This is a genomic window from Leptolyngbya sp. PL-A3, from assembly GCF_039962325.1.
GTDB lineage: Bacteria > Cyanobacteriota > Cyanobacteriia > Elainellales > Elainellaceae > Vacuolonema.
This window is the reverse complement of the sequence record NZ_JAMPLB010000031.1, coordinates 50,670-66,834: the sequence shown is the minus strand read 5'-3', so window position 1 is coordinate 66,834 and position 16,165 is coordinate 50,670. Positions and strand designations below refer to the sequence as shown.

The 16,165-nt window shown below is 50.4% G+C and carries 11 protein-coding genes; 4 read left to right on the top strand and 7 right to left on the bottom strand.

Annotated features, from left to right (window positions below; all coding sequences use genetic code 11):
- Positions 1-590: 590 nt before the first annotated feature.
- On the bottom strand, positions 591-3,944 hold the full coding sequence (locus NDI52_RS21260; RefSeq protein ID WP_190772080.1) for a non-ribosomal peptide synthetase: 3,354 nt from the start codon (positions 3,942-3,944) through the stop codon (positions 591-593).
- Positions 3,945-5,021: 1,077 nt separating this feature from the next.
- Here NDI52_RS21260 and hppD point away from each other — a divergent pair.
- Entirely contained in the window at positions 5,022-6,107 is a 1,086-nt protein-coding gene (hppD, locus tag NDI52_RS21255; RefSeq protein ID WP_190772085.1) for a 4-hydroxyphenylpyruvate dioxygenase, read from the top strand.
- 74 nt (positions 6,108-6,181) lie between these two features.
- Positions 6,182-7,294 carry a bifunctional chorismate mutase/prephenate dehydrogenase gene (gene tyrA, locus NDI52_RS21250; RefSeq protein WP_190772079.1) on the top strand — a complete coding sequence of 371 codons (1,113 nt, stop codon included), beginning with the start codon at positions 6,182-6,184 and terminating at the stop codon, positions 7,292-7,294.
- Between the two features lie 191 nt (positions 7,295-7,485).
- Here the strand turns inward: tyrA and NDI52_RS21245 are convergent, their stop codons facing one another.
- From NDI52_RS21245 to NDI52_RS21235, 3 genes are all read right to left on the bottom strand, one after another.
- Complete coding sequence (locus NDI52_RS21245; RefSeq protein ID WP_190772078.1) at positions 7,486-7,887, bottom strand: sulfur transferase domain-containing protein; 402 nt, start codon at positions 7,885-7,887, stop codon at positions 7,486-7,488.
- A 181-nt stretch (positions 7,888-8,068) separates the two neighbouring features.
- Positions 8,069-8,446, bottom strand: a complete 378-nt coding sequence (locus tag NDI52_RS21240; protein ID WP_190772077.1) for a response regulator — start codon at positions 8,444-8,446, stop codon at positions 8,069-8,071.
- Between the two features lie 91 nt (positions 8,447-8,537).
- Positions 8,538-12,116: a PAS domain S-box protein gene (locus NDI52_RS21235; protein WP_190789385.1), complete on the bottom strand. Its 3,579-nt coding sequence runs from the start codon at positions 12,114-12,116 to the stop codon at positions 8,538-8,540.
- Positions 12,117-12,541: 425 nt separating this feature from the next.
- Here NDI52_RS21235 and NDI52_RS21230 point away from each other — a divergent pair, with 425 nt between their 5' ends.
- Positions 12,542-13,471, top strand: coding sequence for a retropepsin-like aspartic protease (locus tag NDI52_RS21230; RefSeq protein ID WP_190772075.1), 930 nt, complete (start codon positions 12,542-12,544; stop codon positions 13,469-13,471).
- A 171-nt stretch (positions 13,472-13,642) separates the two neighbouring features.
- The gene (locus tag NDI52_RS21225; RefSeq protein WP_190772074.1) at positions 13,643-13,840 is read left to right on the top strand and encodes a hypothetical protein; all 198 of its coding nucleotides are present in this window, start codon (positions 13,643-13,645) and stop codon (positions 13,838-13,840) included.
- Positions 13,841-14,030: 190 nt separating this feature from the next.
- On the opposite strand, the gene NDI52_RS21220 is transcribed toward NDI52_RS21225, so the two are convergent.
- From NDI52_RS21220 to NDI52_RS21210, 3 genes are all read right to left on the bottom strand, one after another.
- Positions 14,031-14,720 carry an SAM-dependent methyltransferase gene (locus NDI52_RS21220; protein WP_190789386.1) on the bottom strand — a complete coding sequence of 230 codons (690 nt, stop codon included), beginning with the start codon at positions 14,718-14,720 and terminating at the stop codon, positions 14,031-14,033.
- 246 nt (positions 14,721-14,966) lie between these two features.
- Positions 14,967-15,140 carry a hypothetical protein gene (locus NDI52_RS21215; protein ID WP_348256515.1) on the bottom strand — a complete coding sequence of 58 codons (174 nt, stop codon included), beginning with the start codon at positions 15,138-15,140 and terminating at the stop codon, positions 14,967-14,969.
- 499 nt (positions 15,141-15,639) lie between these two features.
- Positions 15,640-16,032 carry a nuclear transport factor 2 family protein gene (locus tag NDI52_RS21210; protein ID WP_190770065.1) on the bottom strand — a complete coding sequence of 131 codons (393 nt, stop codon included), beginning with the start codon at positions 16,030-16,032 and terminating at the stop codon, positions 15,640-15,642.
- Positions 16,033-16,165 lie beyond the last annotated feature (133 nt).

The window sequence follows — 16,165 nt, the reverse complement described above, 5'->3', positions numbered from 1 at the left end:
ACTAACCTAGAGGTCTTTCAGTGTATTACCCATGTCATGGCGAACATAACATAGAGAATTTCAGCAAACCAATATTTTCTTATAGAAATTCATCAGAAATACATATTGACCTCTCCGTACTACGGAGATGCTTTATGTGCGCAGTTTGCATAAGGATACTATCCCCTAACACATAGGCTTTGGGCTTCTAGCCCCGCAGCTAGCTGGGAAAAAAGAAGTTAATTTTTATGGATAAGGCATAGGAAAGAGTGCTACTTTCCGATAACAACTCATTTATTTTTGCCATCACTTTACGATGAAAAATAAATGAGTTGTTATATCGGAACTAACCATTAGTAGCTCAGCCTAATTAAAAAGACCCAAAGGGTTGTGTCGCCCGCTTTGTGGATGGCACAGCCCTTTGGGTCTTTTTAATTGCAATCACCTACTTATCCTCAGTTCAGGATAAGCTAAAGTGCCCATTTTGGTGTACGCAGAGCGTACACCAAAATCCCCCTGAACCCAGCTATGAATTTGGATGCGCCCTTGGGCACATCTTGCACCCAATAGGTGTGACGTTCGTCTGCTGGCTGTATAGGCTCTAGCCCGTTTTATTGAGGGAGATAGGGGGTTAAGTGCTCTGCCATCATTCTGACATTGGGAGTTCTCAGGATGCCCAGGTGATTACCGGGAATGTGCACAACCTCAAGCCGATCAACATAGGAACCCCAGCCCATATCTTGATTGGGGTCGACCTCAAATGGGTCGCGATCCATCGCCCGGAATAGGATGACGTTGCCTTTGTAGGGGGTGAGGAAATAATAGCGGCTTACCTGTGCCCGAAACGCTTCTCGTACGTCAGAAGGTACATCAGTTGACGGCGGGCTTGCTGGCTGTACTCCTTCATTTGTTTTGCTATGAGCGGGAAGCTTGACCTTGCCTTTAAATTTGTTGAGCGTGCCCTGAATTTTGTCTGCGAGATAGGACGGGCCTTGCTGGGTTGCCATTTCCAAATGCTTTTTCAGACGATGCTTCAGAGATGCCTGGGCATAGCTATTGGGTGCTTTTGAATCGAGCAGAGCGATCAGGGCAACTTCTTCCCCTTCGGCTTCGAGTTGCTGTGCCATTTCGTAGGCAATGACGCCACCAAAAGACTCACCCGCGAAGTAGTAAGGGCCATGGGGTTGCAATGAGCGTACGGCCTTTAGGTATTGCTGGGCGATCGCCGGAACCGTAGAGAAATGGGCAAACTTCGGATCATCCTGCCAGCCTGGCCCAGCCTTGAGAATCTCCACCTCCTCCTCCAGATAAACCCCGTACACGGGCTGATCGGGATCGAGGTGTTCCACCAAGTCACGGTAGAGTAAAACTCCATACAAGCAGAATAGTGGTGGTTTGCTCCCCTCTTTACGAAGGGGCACCAACCCGGTATTTGCAATGCTTCCCTTGAAGTTGCGGATGAGCTCCGCCATCTCCTCGATGGTCGGTGCCTGCAAGGGAGCCGTGATCGAAAGAGTTTTGTTGAAAACGGTCTCAATTTGCATGAGAATTTGCACCGCCATCAGCGAATCACCGCCCATTTCAAAGAAATTGTTGCGGATGCCGATAGGGGAAATGCCTAGGACTGTTTCCCAAATTTCTGCGAGTTGAGACTCAAGCTCGTCGCGAGGAGCGACATACGCGCTTGCATCTACCAGATCTGCCAGGGTGGGAACCGGTAAATTCAGCCGATCTACTTTGCCGTTAACGTTCAACGGCATGGCATCCAGTTCTTTGTAAATGGTGGGTACCATGTAGTCGGGTAGTTTCGCCTCCAGAAACCGGCGAATTTGCTGGGTCGTGGGCTTGTTGTCTGCCTCCAACACTAGGTAGGCAATTAAGCTTTTCTCCTCATTGCCCGGAAGAGTTTGGGCGGCAACTACGGCCTCGCGCACTCCGGCTACCTGGCGCAGGGTTGCCTCAATCTCGGCGGGCTCCATGCGGATGCCCCGTAACTTGATTTGAAAATCCGCACGGCCCAGAATTTCAAGATTGCCATCGGTATCAAAGCGACCTAAGTCGCCGGTGCGGTAGTACCTCTGGCCGCCAATCATGACAAACCGTTCAGCCGTTAATTCATCACGGTTCAGATAACCTTTGTTAATCCCAGCACCACCAAAAAAGATTTCACCAGGGATACCAACGGGAACCAAATTGTAATCCGGATCGAATAGCCTTACCGATACATTGGGGAAGGGTTTACCAACACGGGTTTTGGTTGGGCTACCATCTCGGGGAGTGAAATAGGTGCAGCCCATGCAACTAATTTCGCTGCACCCGTAAATGACAAACACTTCCGCGTTGGTAAAGGTTTGCTTCATCATTTCCAACAGGTCAGCGGCTACCATATCACCACCTGAGGAGACATGGCGAAGCTGCTGGAATCGGTTCAGGTCTAGCTGGTTGTCGTGGATATAATTGACCAATTTACGCAGCAGACTGGGAGATGTGTGGATGATGGTGACCTCTTCCAGGGTCTGAATCATCCGCTTGAAATCCAGAATATGATCGCGTTCCAGCAGTAGCAAACGTCCGCCTGCTACTAGGGGTGACCACAGCTCAAACATCGTGATGCTGAAGGTATAGCGGGCAATGGATGGCATCACATCCTGGTCATTAAACCCATACTTTTCCTGGGCTACCCAAATGTAATTGATCAGATTTTGGTGGCTGGCCATAACCCCTTTGGGCTTGCCTGTGGTCCCCGAGGTGTAGATGATGTAGGCGGTCTGATCCAAGTCGATGGGGTAGTTGGGATTGTGAGTGGGCTGCGAGGCTACCGTTTCCCAATCACGATCGAGGCAGAAGGTATGCTGGGCGATCGCCGGTACGTTCCCCAGTAACCGCTCCTGGGTCAATAGCATGAGGGGTTCCGTGTCTTCGAGGATAGCGGTGCGCCGCTCCAAGGGGTGGCTGGGGTCAAGGGGGACATACACACCGCCAGCTTTATGAATAGCCAGTACACCTACCAGTACCTCCAGGCCGGGTTCCAGACAGGTCGCAACGCGTACTTCGGGGCCGACGCCGAGGGTCCGCAGGTGGTGAGCCAATTGGTTGGCCCGCTGGTTCAACTCCGCGTAAGTCAGGTGTTGGTTGGTAAATGTGAGGGCGATCGCCTCAGGACGCTGTGCAGCGTGTGCTTCAATGACCGTGAAGATGGGCTTTTGGGGATACTCAACAGCAGGACTGGCCCAATCTACAAGTAGTTGATGAGTTTCGTCGGCTGTTAGAAGAGCCAGGTCAGCAACAGTTTGATCCGGGTCACCTATGAGACCTTCGATGAGCTGGTTGAGATGCCCGGCACACCGCTCAATAGTGGAGCGCTCGAATAAATTGGCGTTGTAGCGCAGGGTGCCCTGAATGCGTTCTGGGGCGCTCTGCACATGTAAATGTAGATCAGGTGCCTCGGTTGTCAATTTCCCGGTGAAATCAGCTGTGTCAAAGGAAACGACTATATTAGAGCGTGACTGGTTCTCCAGTGATTCCAGCCCGCTCTCTGGATCTGAAAGGGCAACGGAAAGGTTTTGCACCAGGGAGCGAAGGGAAGCGAGGCTAGATACCGATGTCGTCAGACCCAGGGGTGGCAGCGTGGTCTTGTGATAACTCAGTGCCAGGACATCTAGATTAATGAGGGTTTGTCGGGTGTAACGGTATAGGAGGGCGCTCAAGGCAGCCAGCACGATGCTATCGGGATGAATGCCTTGAATGAGTTGCTCAGATAAAAACTTGGGCAGAGTTGATGGAAGGGTAAACTGAACCTGCTCTGGATTGTAGGATGTTGCCGCTGTTTTGAGGTAGTCGTAGGGCAACTGAAGCCCAGGCCGCTCTTGAAGCGACGTTGGTTGAGATTCGGTGCGGGGAGAGGGGCTGCTCTCCACCTGCTGTACCGATGAGTCTAAAGCATCCAGAACCGATTTAAAGCTCATAATCCGCAGCTCAAGAGGTAGTTCTTCAGTAACGCGCAGCGACAGGGCTATCTATAATTTGCGCCCCCGTACAGGGCACATTAAGGAGATGACTTTCGTCCAAAACGATGAACCGAAAATATCTATTTATGTGCACTGAACGTCTCAACTCAACGAACAGGGAAAACCATCGCTTACACAATACAACCCTTCAGGTAGAACACCTTAGGGAGTAGCCATTTGCCATCGATAAACTGATGAGATAAACGGATGTAGCGGTGTACCCACTCTAATCCAATCATTCTGTCTCTGGTAGTCCCATCCGTATTTTCACGGTGAAAATGAGACGGGGCTACAAATCGGGAAACCCAACAATAGTCAGAAACAAAGATTAGGAATCTGTAATTCTTAATTTGGAGGCTATCACAAATTTGGAGATCGACCAAAAAATCTAAGGCCAAGTTCACTAGAACTACATAGAAATCCTTCGATATTTAGGGATTGCAAAAACTGACCATTTATCCTTTAGCTTTTTTTTCATCCTTTTTTTCAACACATTTGGTAGTTTCCCTGAGAACATAGATTTTGTTTTAGGGATAGAGGCATGAGAATAGGGATTCTAAAAATTTCCTACTTTCCCTATCTATTTGTATTTTTGTCATTTTTATATGAAGCTGTACGGAATGAGAGGTTTGATACGCCTATGTACCGCACCTCTCATTTCGTGCAGCTTGGTATTGGTTTAGCTGTAATTTGATCCCATAGTGAAAATACGTAAGTCTTCATAGTGCCTTTAAGAAGATGTCATGAAGTGAATGGAGTTTTTTATATTCCATTTTCTGGAATCGAGTTTGTGCTTGATGTTTGCAATTAAACCGTTCTGATTCTTGTTATTTCTGAAACGATTACGGAGCTTTTGGCAAATCTTTAAGCAAGCTTCTCTCCGTATGAAGAGTAGATGTACCCTCTAGTGGACTTACTTAGCCCTGAGCTAGAGTGAGTCTCAAGTTCACCCAATAACCCCCTGAAATATCTCAGAGCTGCGGTGATTTCTCCTTAGCGTTTTACGTTCATTTAGCTCTAAGCGGAGAGGCTATGATGAGTGATGTCTGCCCCATTATCGGAGTTGATCATTTGGAGTTCTTCGTCGGTAATGCGAAGCAATCGGCGCAGTTTTATTCCAGATGTTTCGGCTTTCAAAATACTGCCTATCGTGGTCTAGAAACGGGAGAACGCAAGACTTCATCCTATGTTATGGAGCAGGGAGAAATTCGCTTCGTTCTAACCTCTGCTATGGTGGGTGACCACCCCATTAATAAGAGTGTGATGAAGCATGGCGATACCATCGGCGTTATGGCATTTCAAGTGCCCGACGTTACCGCTGCCTACCGGTATGCTATTTCTCAGGGGGCAGTCGGTGCCATTCCTCCCACTGAGCAGGATGATGAGCATGGAACGCTGCGTTATGCTGCCGTCCGCTCTTTTGGGGATGTGTTAGTTAAGTTTGTTGAGCGACAAGCTTATAGCGGCCCGTTTGCTCCTGGATTCGTAGCCCGCGCCTCTGTTCCTGGCCCTAATGCTGGTCTAAAGCGGATCGACCACATCGTTGGTAACGTTGAGCGGGGCATGATGGATCGCTGGGTGGAGTTTTTCCAGAAGGCGATGGGCTTTGAACTGCGGATGCATTTCGATGAGCAAACCATTTCCACTGAGTATTCTGCTCTGATGTCGAAGGTGTTGCAAAACGGTAGCAAAACTATCGTGAACATCAACGAGCCTGCAGATGGTTTGCGGAAGTCCCAAATTGAAGAATTCCTGGATTTCCACTACGGCCCTGGGATTCAGCATATTGCATTGGAAACGACCGACATTGTGCAGGCGGTAGTGCAATTGCGGCAGGCCGGGGTTGAGTTTCTGCCTATCCCCAAAACCTATTACGAAAATCTGGAAGACTGGGTTCGCGAAATTGATGTCCCAGTCGAGAAGCTGGCAGAACTGGGCATTCTGGTAGACCGCGATGAGGATGGATATCTGCTGCAACTGTTCACCAAGCCGCTGGGCGATCGCCCCACCCTCTTCTTCGAAGTCATTGAACGTCATGGATGCCGTGGCTTTGGTGCCGGTAACTTTAAATCCCTGTTTGTGGCTCTAGAGCGTGAGCAAGCCCTACGCGGCAACCTTTAAGTTTTTCCGTTTCCCTGTTTCGACCTTTTTTGTACGCCAACGAAACCCCCTATCGTCACGAGGTAAAGCTGACTATGGCCGGAACTAAGACGCTACAGCAAATCGACCAAGCTTTGATTGCGCTGCTCAGTGAGCGCATTTCCCTACTAGAGACCTCGGGTGCCCCCTCCATAGAAGAGCAGCTGAGTAATGCTCGGTCATGCTTAATGAATACGAATGTTACGGAGTTCACCTGGAATTCTTTAATTGTAAACTGCATGGCAGCTCTGGCAACGGAGACACCTACCCCCCAACAAAAGCATGCCCAAAGCCGCCGTATCACGGTAATTGGGGGCCGTGGGATCATGGGAAGCTTCTTCACTGAGCGGATGGCTGCTGCAGGCCACCAGGTGAGCATCCTGGAGTATGACGATTGGGATCGGGCCGATACGCTGCTAGGCGATGCGGATTTGGTGCTGATTGCAGTACCCCTCAAGAGCACTGTGGCGATGGTTCGTAAGGTAGCGAGCTATCTTTCCCCCAACACGATTCTGGCAGATGTGGCCAGTACCAAAACCGAAGTGGTGCAAGCCATGATGGAGCATCACAACGGGCCAGTTGTTGGTTTACACCCAATGTTTGGGGTTGGCAGCGGTACCTTCCTCGGTAAGAAGGTGGTGGTGTGCCCCGGACGTAACGCTGAAGCATCCCAGTGGTTGTTGGATCTGATTGAGGCCGATGGCGGTACCCTGATCACCTGCACTCCTGAAGAGCATGACACGATGATGGTGGCGGTTCAGGTCATTCGATTCTTCTCTGACTTCAGCCTGGGAACTTTTTATGCCCGAGAAGGGGTGGACATCGATCGCAGCTTCGAGTTTGCTAGCCCTCTCTATCGCTCCGAAATCAACATCATCAGTCGTCTGGTGACTCAAGATGCTGCCCTCTATGTAGACATTTTGATGGCTTCCCAGGAACGTCTCGATGCTATCGAACGAATGGTCGCCACCTACAGCCACCTGGCAGATTTGTTGAAGAAGGGCGATCGCGCCGGTCTCATTGCCGAGTTCGAGAAAACCGGAGCAGCCTTTAAGCCCGGAGCGAAGCGCTCCATGGTAGAGAGTAGCTACATGCTGAATAACCTCAGCAACTTCGTCGCCGCTAGTCAGGTTGAGATGGAGCAGACCTGCGAAGCTGCTGCTGCCTAACCCGCTTTTCCAGCGCAGGGCGTTGCATCCCCTGAAGAAAGACAACGTTAGTGCGATCGCCTGATTTTCAGCGCCCCTGTCTGAAAATCAGGCTTTCCTATATAGCGGTGTGTACGTTAATTCAGTACGTTCGTGTTAGGCCAGTTTACGTTTGAAAAGCCTCGCTCTGCGAGACTTTTCAAACGTAAACATTATTCCTGGCAGACGGGTGTCAGCAGCCCCAGTCTCTCGGCCTGTCGAAACGCCTGCTTAGGCGTCGCCCCCTGCTGCATCGTGATGTAGATCAGCACAAGCAGCGCTGCTCGAATGCCTGTGTCACAATGCACCAGCAATGGTTTACCCAGTTCATTAATCAACTTGAATGTTTGTAAGATGGTTTCCTCGTGCAAGTTGTCGAAACTCAGGGGAAAGTTCAGGTAATTCAACCCAAACAATCCCGCTTTGACCTCCTCAGAGGGCTCAAACTCGTATTCCCCCGGCGATCGCAAATTCAAAATAGAGCGAAATCCATCGCCAACGAGCTGTGGCAACTGCTCAGAGGAGATCTGTCCGGCGATCGCCAACTCATCATTAATTTTACGAATCGTTTCCATGCCGACCTCCCCGATTGTGGGGAACAACCATGACTGGTTAATGCCCTACCGATTCTGTGAATCGAGCTGAGGAGACATCGCCCTAACAACGGTGCATAGCTGAGAGGTAGATGGCTCCTAGTTTTCAAGCTACGGCATAAATGTGAGAAACTTGTGAAGAAGTTATGTTAAGTTGTATGTCTTAGACAGCCCAGCCCAAGGCGTGAGCGATCTGATTGGCGAGATCCAGGGGATTGAAGGGTTTGGCGATCGCCTCCTGAATTCCTAAATCGGTATAACGCTTGCGATCGGATGCCTGCACTTTGGCTGTCAATAATAAGACCGGAATGGTGCGAGTTTGATCGTTTTCCTGCAATTTTTGGAAGGTGGTTAGCCCATCCATATCAGGCATCATCACATCCAGCAGAATTGCGTCGGGCTTCTCCTGAGCTGCTTTTTCGATGCCCTCCATCCCAGAACTGGCGGCAATGACCTGCCATCCGGCTACGGTTTGGAGACAAATTTGCGTCACTTCTTGAATCGAGACTTCATTGTCAATAATGAGTACTTTTTTGGTCATATCTATGCAAATCATGAATCAAGTGAGCCAGAGATGCTTTAGGTCCGTGCTGCAATAGAACTAACTCCTACGTTGACCCAAATCATCAGGGTTAATCAGTGGGAGCCTCTTGATTGGGCGATCGCAGCGGGATGGTGAAATAGAAAGTACTTCCCTTCCCCAGAATACTGTCGACAAAAATATGGCCCCCGTGCTGCTGCACAATGTTACGACAGATCGCCAGCCCTAGTCCTGTGCCATCCTGATTGCGCGAATCTGATGCATCCACCTGCTGAAACCGCTCAAAAATAGTTTCCTGCTTATCTAAGGGGACGCCCCGCCCCTGATCGGCTACCGAAAACAGGACGTGGGGAGGATTGAGCAGATTGGCGCTTTTGCGGAGGATCGTCGCAAAAGGTCCTTCTGCCTGGATATTGGAAGCATCCGGTTGTAACTCAGACCCCTGATCCAGAGTCGCCGTAATCCATACATGGCTATGGGCTGGCGAAAATTTGATGGCGTTGCTGAGTAAATTCGTCAGGGTTTGGAGAATGCGATCAGGGTCTGCCTGGAACGTGATGGGTTCAGCCTGTACTTGTAGAGTAATTTCCGACTTCTCTGCCATCGGCTGTAGTGCATCAGCTGCCCGTTGCACCAATTCCTTGGCATCACAGGCTTGCAGTTGCATCGTCACCTTGCCAGATTCGATGCGTTCCACATCCAAAATATCGTTAATTAACCGCACCAATCGCTCTGTGCTGGCAACCGCAATATCTAATAGGCGCTTGCTGGTGCTTGGATCGGTCGCCAGTAAACCGCTAGCCAACATTCCTAACGAACCGTGGATGGAGGTGAGCGGAGTGCGTAGTTCATGGCTCACCACTGAAATAAATTCATCCTTCATCCGTTCCACCACCTGGCGTTCGGTGATGTCCTTAAACGTGATGACACTACCCACAATTTCTTGCTCCTGGATGGGGGTGCTGACGTATTCCACTGGAACCGCCGTGCCATCTTTACACCAGAAAGTATCACGCTTGGCTTGTGCCGCTCCGTTGTACAAGAAGACATCAATGGTAGAGGGGCCATCCGAGTCTCTATTTGCGGATTCCTTGGCATTCTCCAGAATTACCTGGATGGATTGTCCAATCAGTTCATCGCGGGTGTAGCCCAACAGATTTGTCGCGGCTGGATTAATGAACGTGATGCGGCCTTCCAGGTCTAACCCACAAATTCCTTCTCCTACAGAATTGAGGATCAGCTCATTCTCATGGCTCAGGTTAGCGAGGGCTTCCTCCGCTTGTTTACGCAAGGTAATGTCCCGCAGGATGACTGTATAGACGACTTCCCCGCCCACCTCAAATTTGGAAATCGACGCCTCAGCCGGAAATTCTGTACCATCCTTGCGACGGCCATAAATTTCCCTCCGCTCACCCATGCGTCGCGCATTGTTATGGGCTTGGCCAAAATCCTTTACATGGCCCTGATGGACGGCGGCATAGCGCTGGGGCAACAACACAGATAGGGATTGATCGCGAACTTCCTGGGCTGTGTAGCCAAAGATCTTCTCGGCCCCCTGGTTAAACAGGGTAATCCGCTGGCACGCATCGACAGAAATAATGGCATCATCGGCGATGTCAAGAATCCCCGCAAACCGGGCCTGGGATACTCGCAGCGCTTCCTGTGCGCGCTTGCGTTCCTCCAGCTCCCGCCGCAGTCGCTCGTTGACCCCCACCAACTCGGCAGTACGCTCAGCCACCCGCACCTCCAGCTTGTCACGGGAGCGTTGTAAGGCCTCATCCATCTGCTTGCGGTCGGTCACATCCCGCGTGACCACGGCATACCCTCGGAGTGTTTGGTCAGGGTTCCACACGGATGTAATGACGACATCTCCCCAGAAACAGGTGCCATCCTGCCGTTGCCGCCATCCCAGGAATTCGCATCGCCCTTCGGTACGGGCGATCGCCAAATCCTGCTCCGGCTTCCCAGTGGCCACCTCTTCCGGCAAATACAGCCGCCCCAAAAATTGCCCCAGAATCACGGCTGGCGAATATCCTTTAATCCGTTCAGCTCCGCTATTCCAGCTAATGATATGCCCGGTCGCGTCGAGCATATAAATCCCATAGTCTTTGATCCCGTCTACCAGCTGATGAAACTCTTCCTCTGAGTGCCGTCCCTGAGTTTTGGGCTCCGCCACAGGAGCTTCGCTAAATCGCCGCAACAGCCGCACTCGTTCGAGGCGATGCAAGATGCGACTGACCAGTTCTGGGCCAACGATGGGCTTGCTGACAAAATCATCGGCTCCTGCTGCAAACACCTGATTCACGGTTTCGGCATCCTGGTGTGCCGTCAGAATCATAATGGGGAGTCCGCCCCAGCGATCGTGTTCGCGCACCTCCTGGCAAAGCTCAATGCCGTTGCGGTAGGGCATCTGAATATCCAAAATCAGGAGGCTGGGAGTAGCCGCTTCCAGCGTGTTCCAAAACTGGCGGGGATCTGGCAGGGTTGTGACATGGAGTCCCCAGGGTTCCAGGAGGGTTTTGACCGTCGCCAGCATAGCGGGGTCATCATCAACCACCATCAACCGTTCTTGGGGTGGGGTAGAAGGGGCCGGGTCGGGTGTAGGAGCGGGCTGGGATACTGGAGTGGCTGAGGCTTGAGGAGCGTCGATGTCGTTTTGAATCGAGCGCACCAGTTCTGCCATCTGTACGGCTTTTCTGGTGGATCCGGCGGTTTTGTCTTGTAGCCAATGCTCCAGGGTACGAGCGTGTTTGGATGCTTCCGGGAAGCCAAAGGTGCCAAGAGAGCCTGCGAGGGTATGGGCATCTTGAATGGCCTGTTGCCTGAGGGCCTCCTCCAGAGTGCCATTGAGGAGCGCAGTTACGGCCTGTTCGACGACGTGGACTTGGCCCTGTACCTGACCTTTGAACTTCTCCCAAAGTTGGGCGATCGCATTTAAGGTCTTCTGCTGCACCGCTTCTGAGGGCTTGTCCACCTCTGTGGAGGTTTCCGCTGTTTCCAACGGTTTTAAGCGATAACCAATGCCATAGACGGTCTCGACAAAGTCTGCTGGGGCTCCCTTTGCCTTAAGCTTTTGCCGCAGACCCTTAATATGGGTTCGAACGGCCTCCTCCCCTGGCATCTCCTCAAAGGACCAAATTTGCTCCAGAATGACTCCACAACTAAAGACCCGACGGCTGTTGCGCAGGAATAATTCTAATAGGGCATATTCTTTAGGGGTGAGGGTCAGCATCTGCGAACCAAAGCTCACCTCACAACTGCTGGGGTCGAGCCGTAGGGGGCCCCATTCCAGCACGGGTTGGCCCGCTACACTTCCCCGCCGCAGAAGTGCCCGAATTCGAGCCGATAATTCTTCTGGGTCAAAGGGTTTGACCACATAGTCGTCAGCCCCTGCATCCAACCCCTGAGCTTTATCGTGGCCCGTATCCCGTCCCGTTAGCATGAGGATCGGCATTTGGTGCCCATCGGCCCGGACTTTTCGACACAGCTCAATGCCATTTCCGTCAGGCATCACCACATCCAGCAATATCAGGTCAAACGGGAAGGCATCGAGCAGCTCTAATGCACTCACCCGATCGGGCGCAATCTCTACGGCGTAATTTTGACCCGTCAGTAAGGCTGCAATGGCTTGGGCGGTTGGGGTGTCGTCTTCTACGACCAGGATTCTCATTGTGATTTGGGGAGAAACACAGCTAGAGACAGATGAGCACTGACAGCATACAAGGGGTTCAGCCGAACCGACTGTTCTGTAAACAATGATTTCCGTTTAGGATTGCGCGATCGCAATCTTGGGAACTTGTCTCCATTCAGTGTAGGCATAGAGCGAGGGGTTTGGCAGGTTCAGTCCGGGGCAAGCGAATAGGAGGGGCAGGGGGCGGAAGGTAGAGGGAATGGCAAAAGATAGGCGGCGGCAGGCAAAAGAAGCGCCAAAAAAGGGAAAACTGTACTCAGGTCTCTGCGCGCTGCTCCTCTATCCTGTGCCCTTCTGCTCATGTTCCCGCTCGTGTTCAACGCCTCTATTTATTACGATAGAGAGAATGGTGCAATTCCCTGTTTGCTGTTTCGCTTTCATTCCCTTTATTCCCCAGCGTTTTCATGGATAGCAATGAGGATTTGCGTAAGGCACTTTTGCAGCGAGCTCAACAGGGTGATGCTCAGGCGATCGCCAGCCTGATGAACCAGTCCCTCCAAAAACGAGAGGTGACGGCGAAGGTTACGCGGATGGGCGATCGCCTTAAGATCCTGCTTGAAAGTGAGCAGGTCCCGGAAGCTGAGGCCCTAACCCAGTATTTGCAAACCAGCCTTACTAAATTGAGAGCGGTAGGTATCCGCTCTGTTCAGGTGATGGGTCGCCAGCGAGAGTCCGCTAAAATGGCCTGGAATCGTAGCTTTGAGCTGGAGGGGGCTGCTCCGTCTCCAACACCCACCGCAACACCGGGTGTCAGTTCGGCTGGGGTAATGTCAAGGGCAACCGCTTCCCATACGGTACCGATGCGCACGGTCGCAGCGAGGTCTCAGCCATCAGGTCAAATTCCCCAGTTTTTGTTAGGGGCGATCGTGGCCGTTATCCTCATTTTGATGGGAGCAAATATCCGCTCTATGGTCAGCCTGGTTACGGGTACCCCGAATTTTGTCGCCTCTTCCACCGGGTCGGATGGTCGTTATGAAGCGCCCATTGTCGATAGTCTCTACGGTATTCCTGTAATTAATGTCAACTTCAATGGTCAGACTTTCCCCATGATGGTTGATACCGGAGCCAGCGGTACTCTTGTGACTCAACCCATGGCGGCTGCCCTCCGAATCCGTCCTGTGGGCCAGGTAGAGTCTTCCACTGCCAATGGTACGGCTGTTTTCGATGTAGGCTATGTGCGTTCTATCGAAGTTGATGGGGCTACTGTCTACAATGTCCCTGTTGCCGTTGGCATGTCAGATCTAGAGATTGGGCTACTGGGTCATGATTTCTTTCAATACTTCGATGTAACTATTCGGCAGAATGTGGTGGAGTTTCACCCAAGAGCGAAGTAATATCGTGTCGTGCTAGGTGCTATTGCTGGTGCATCTTTGTTGAATGATGTGTTTCACAGCATACCCAACAAAGATGTACCAGCAAGACCAGACTTGTGTAGGGTCTGAATAGGTAACCCCTGATCCTTTGTCTTAAGCTGCCCTTACGTTTGCCCTCTGTCTGCTTTTTCTATGGAACTCCTTCTCCTTCTCGCGGCCCTGGTGATTGCTTTCCTGGTGTTTACCTGGTTGGTGAGAGTTGTCAAGGCGACACTTTCCCTGGTGGTTGCGATCGCCCTCTTAATCATCCTTCTCCGGGTCTTTGGTGTCAGCCCTGGTGAAATTTGGGAAACGCTCACCAACCTGTGGAGCAGAATCTTTGGCTCCTAATTTGAAGGAGCAGAAACGCTTGTGAAACCATCAGGCTGGGCAACTCGAGCAAGAACCTTCACGAATCTCCGAGCGCATCCGAGGCATAGGCGTAACTAGAATAGGTTGTCCTGCATGAATCATGGCGCACCGAAGCAGCGCAACGATTCATGCCCTCAAAACCCGATTCATGCAGGAGGTCCAATGAACACTACCCGGGATGCTTGGTAATTTTCAGCATTTCGTTGCCACCTCGTTGTAATTCATAGGCTACCTTTTGAACTTCACAGGAGTAGCCTTGTGTTTCTAGCTGCTCTATTACGAGCTTAAGATAGGGCGATGGTTCTCCCATTAACGTGAGGAGCGGAAAAATCCTCACGTCCTGGCAGACTCTTAGCATTTCGCAAACAGCATCTCGATGGAACGTTTCATCGAAATGATCGGAGTACAAAAACAGAAAGTGGGAACACAAGCCCAGTTCAAACTGGCTATCTTGATAATTTAACTGGGGCAGTTCGCCGACCGCGTAGCGGCCTTGCTGCTTCCCCTGTTCGTAGTCCTTGCAAAACAGCTCTGTAGTGGATTCTCGGCGTTGTCTTAATGCATCGGGAGAAGCATGGTAAGACCAGACCCAATCTTCTGGGGTTTGCTCAACTTGTCCAATAATATGATCGACAACTTCGTAAAACCGTTTCCTGATTTGTTCTGCCGTAAAGATATAGAGCGGATCAATAGATTGAATTTTGCATCCTAATGAAGTACCTTCCGCATTGAAACTTGCTGGTCCATCCGCAACACTGAGAATTGTTTTTTGTAGATCGATCGGAGTGAGATTAAACATTTTAATGTACTCATCCATCGATCTTCCAAAGGGAACAACCTGTTCTAGGTGCATGACCATCAACGTTACTCCTCAATATACTGTCCTATCTGATACCATGACTACTTCTTGTGGAGACAGTATTTGCGGGTGAGATGCCTCCATAGTGGGCATTTTATAAAAAAGATCTGAACCCATCTGGCATGACTATAGCAGTACCTATTGGCTTATATTATGTCGAGTTAAATGCCTATGATAAGAAGTGGCTCACCTGAGGATTACTGGGGGCGATCGCCAGGCTATGAAAATCCGTGCCCTCCATCGATACTAATTTCCAGGTTTGCCCTTTATCTTCGCTGATCCGGAAGCCCAGGTTTCTGCCTGTCGGGGGTGCCCGCTGGAGTAGAAGCGATCGCCCTCCGTTGGGTGTACCATAAGGCCCATCAGGTCATCGCGTCCTTCACCAACCCAGACCGACTGGCCCGTAAGCGAGCGGCACATTATCTCAGGATTTATGTTTAATGATGTCTGTTTATTCATCCATGAGGTTGTCTTTTAGATCTTCTTTGTTCTCTTTGAATGAAAAGGAATAGGTTTTATACCATGCCGGGTTAAATGCCGATGATAAAAGGTGGTGCGGCGCATTGCGCCGCACCACCTTTTATCATCGGCATTTAACCTTATTGTTATTAAATGTCATTGAAATATGCATTCTTGTGTTCCTATTAAATTTAGAATCATCTAGATCTGGAAGTTATTCTCTTGGAATTAATTGCAATTCATACATATTCCTAACGTTTCAATTTTAGGGTGGATACTTCTTCTGAAATCTTGAGTTTTGATGGTGCTTCGTGTCTTCAAAGCCGAAGGTTTCAGAAGAAACTGTTGGACGAATACAGTGGAGCACCTTTTATGAATTGATATTTTTTCGTGCGTTCTGCACACGAAAAACCATCCCTGAAAACAGATCCTAGGGATTTTGACATCATGGCTGCTACCATTATCGCTGGAACACGACGTTTAAGTATTCACGGTAAGAGCATACTTGGCCGTTCTTAATGTCGAAAGCGATCGCCGCCTGGTTCTCGTAAGGCTTGCCTAACATTAAGCCCTGGGAACGCACCTCAAATACAACAGTAGTGGCATTGCTGGTAATTTGTTGTACCGTCAAGGTCAAGCCTTCTGGGAAAACTTGAGAAACCATTTCGAAAAAAGCTTTGGCTTTATCCGCACCCACATTCAGCCCCTGAAATGGGCCAGCGGGAAACCAAAATGTAAAATCTTCACTCAGGCGGTTTAAAAAGGCTGACCATTCCCCTTGGGCTAACCCCTGACAAAAATCTTGAAAGGCATCCTGTGCAATTTGTAGGGTTTCTGCACTCGCTTCAGTCATTGTTATCGTTCCACCTATTCCCGTTAAGAAACACATACAAATTAAAACCCGAAATTCTGTTCAAAAGCCTGGCTCTGCTGTACTTCTTAAACCATTAGTTCGGACAGTTTTTCTGAAACCCTTGATTTCGCGT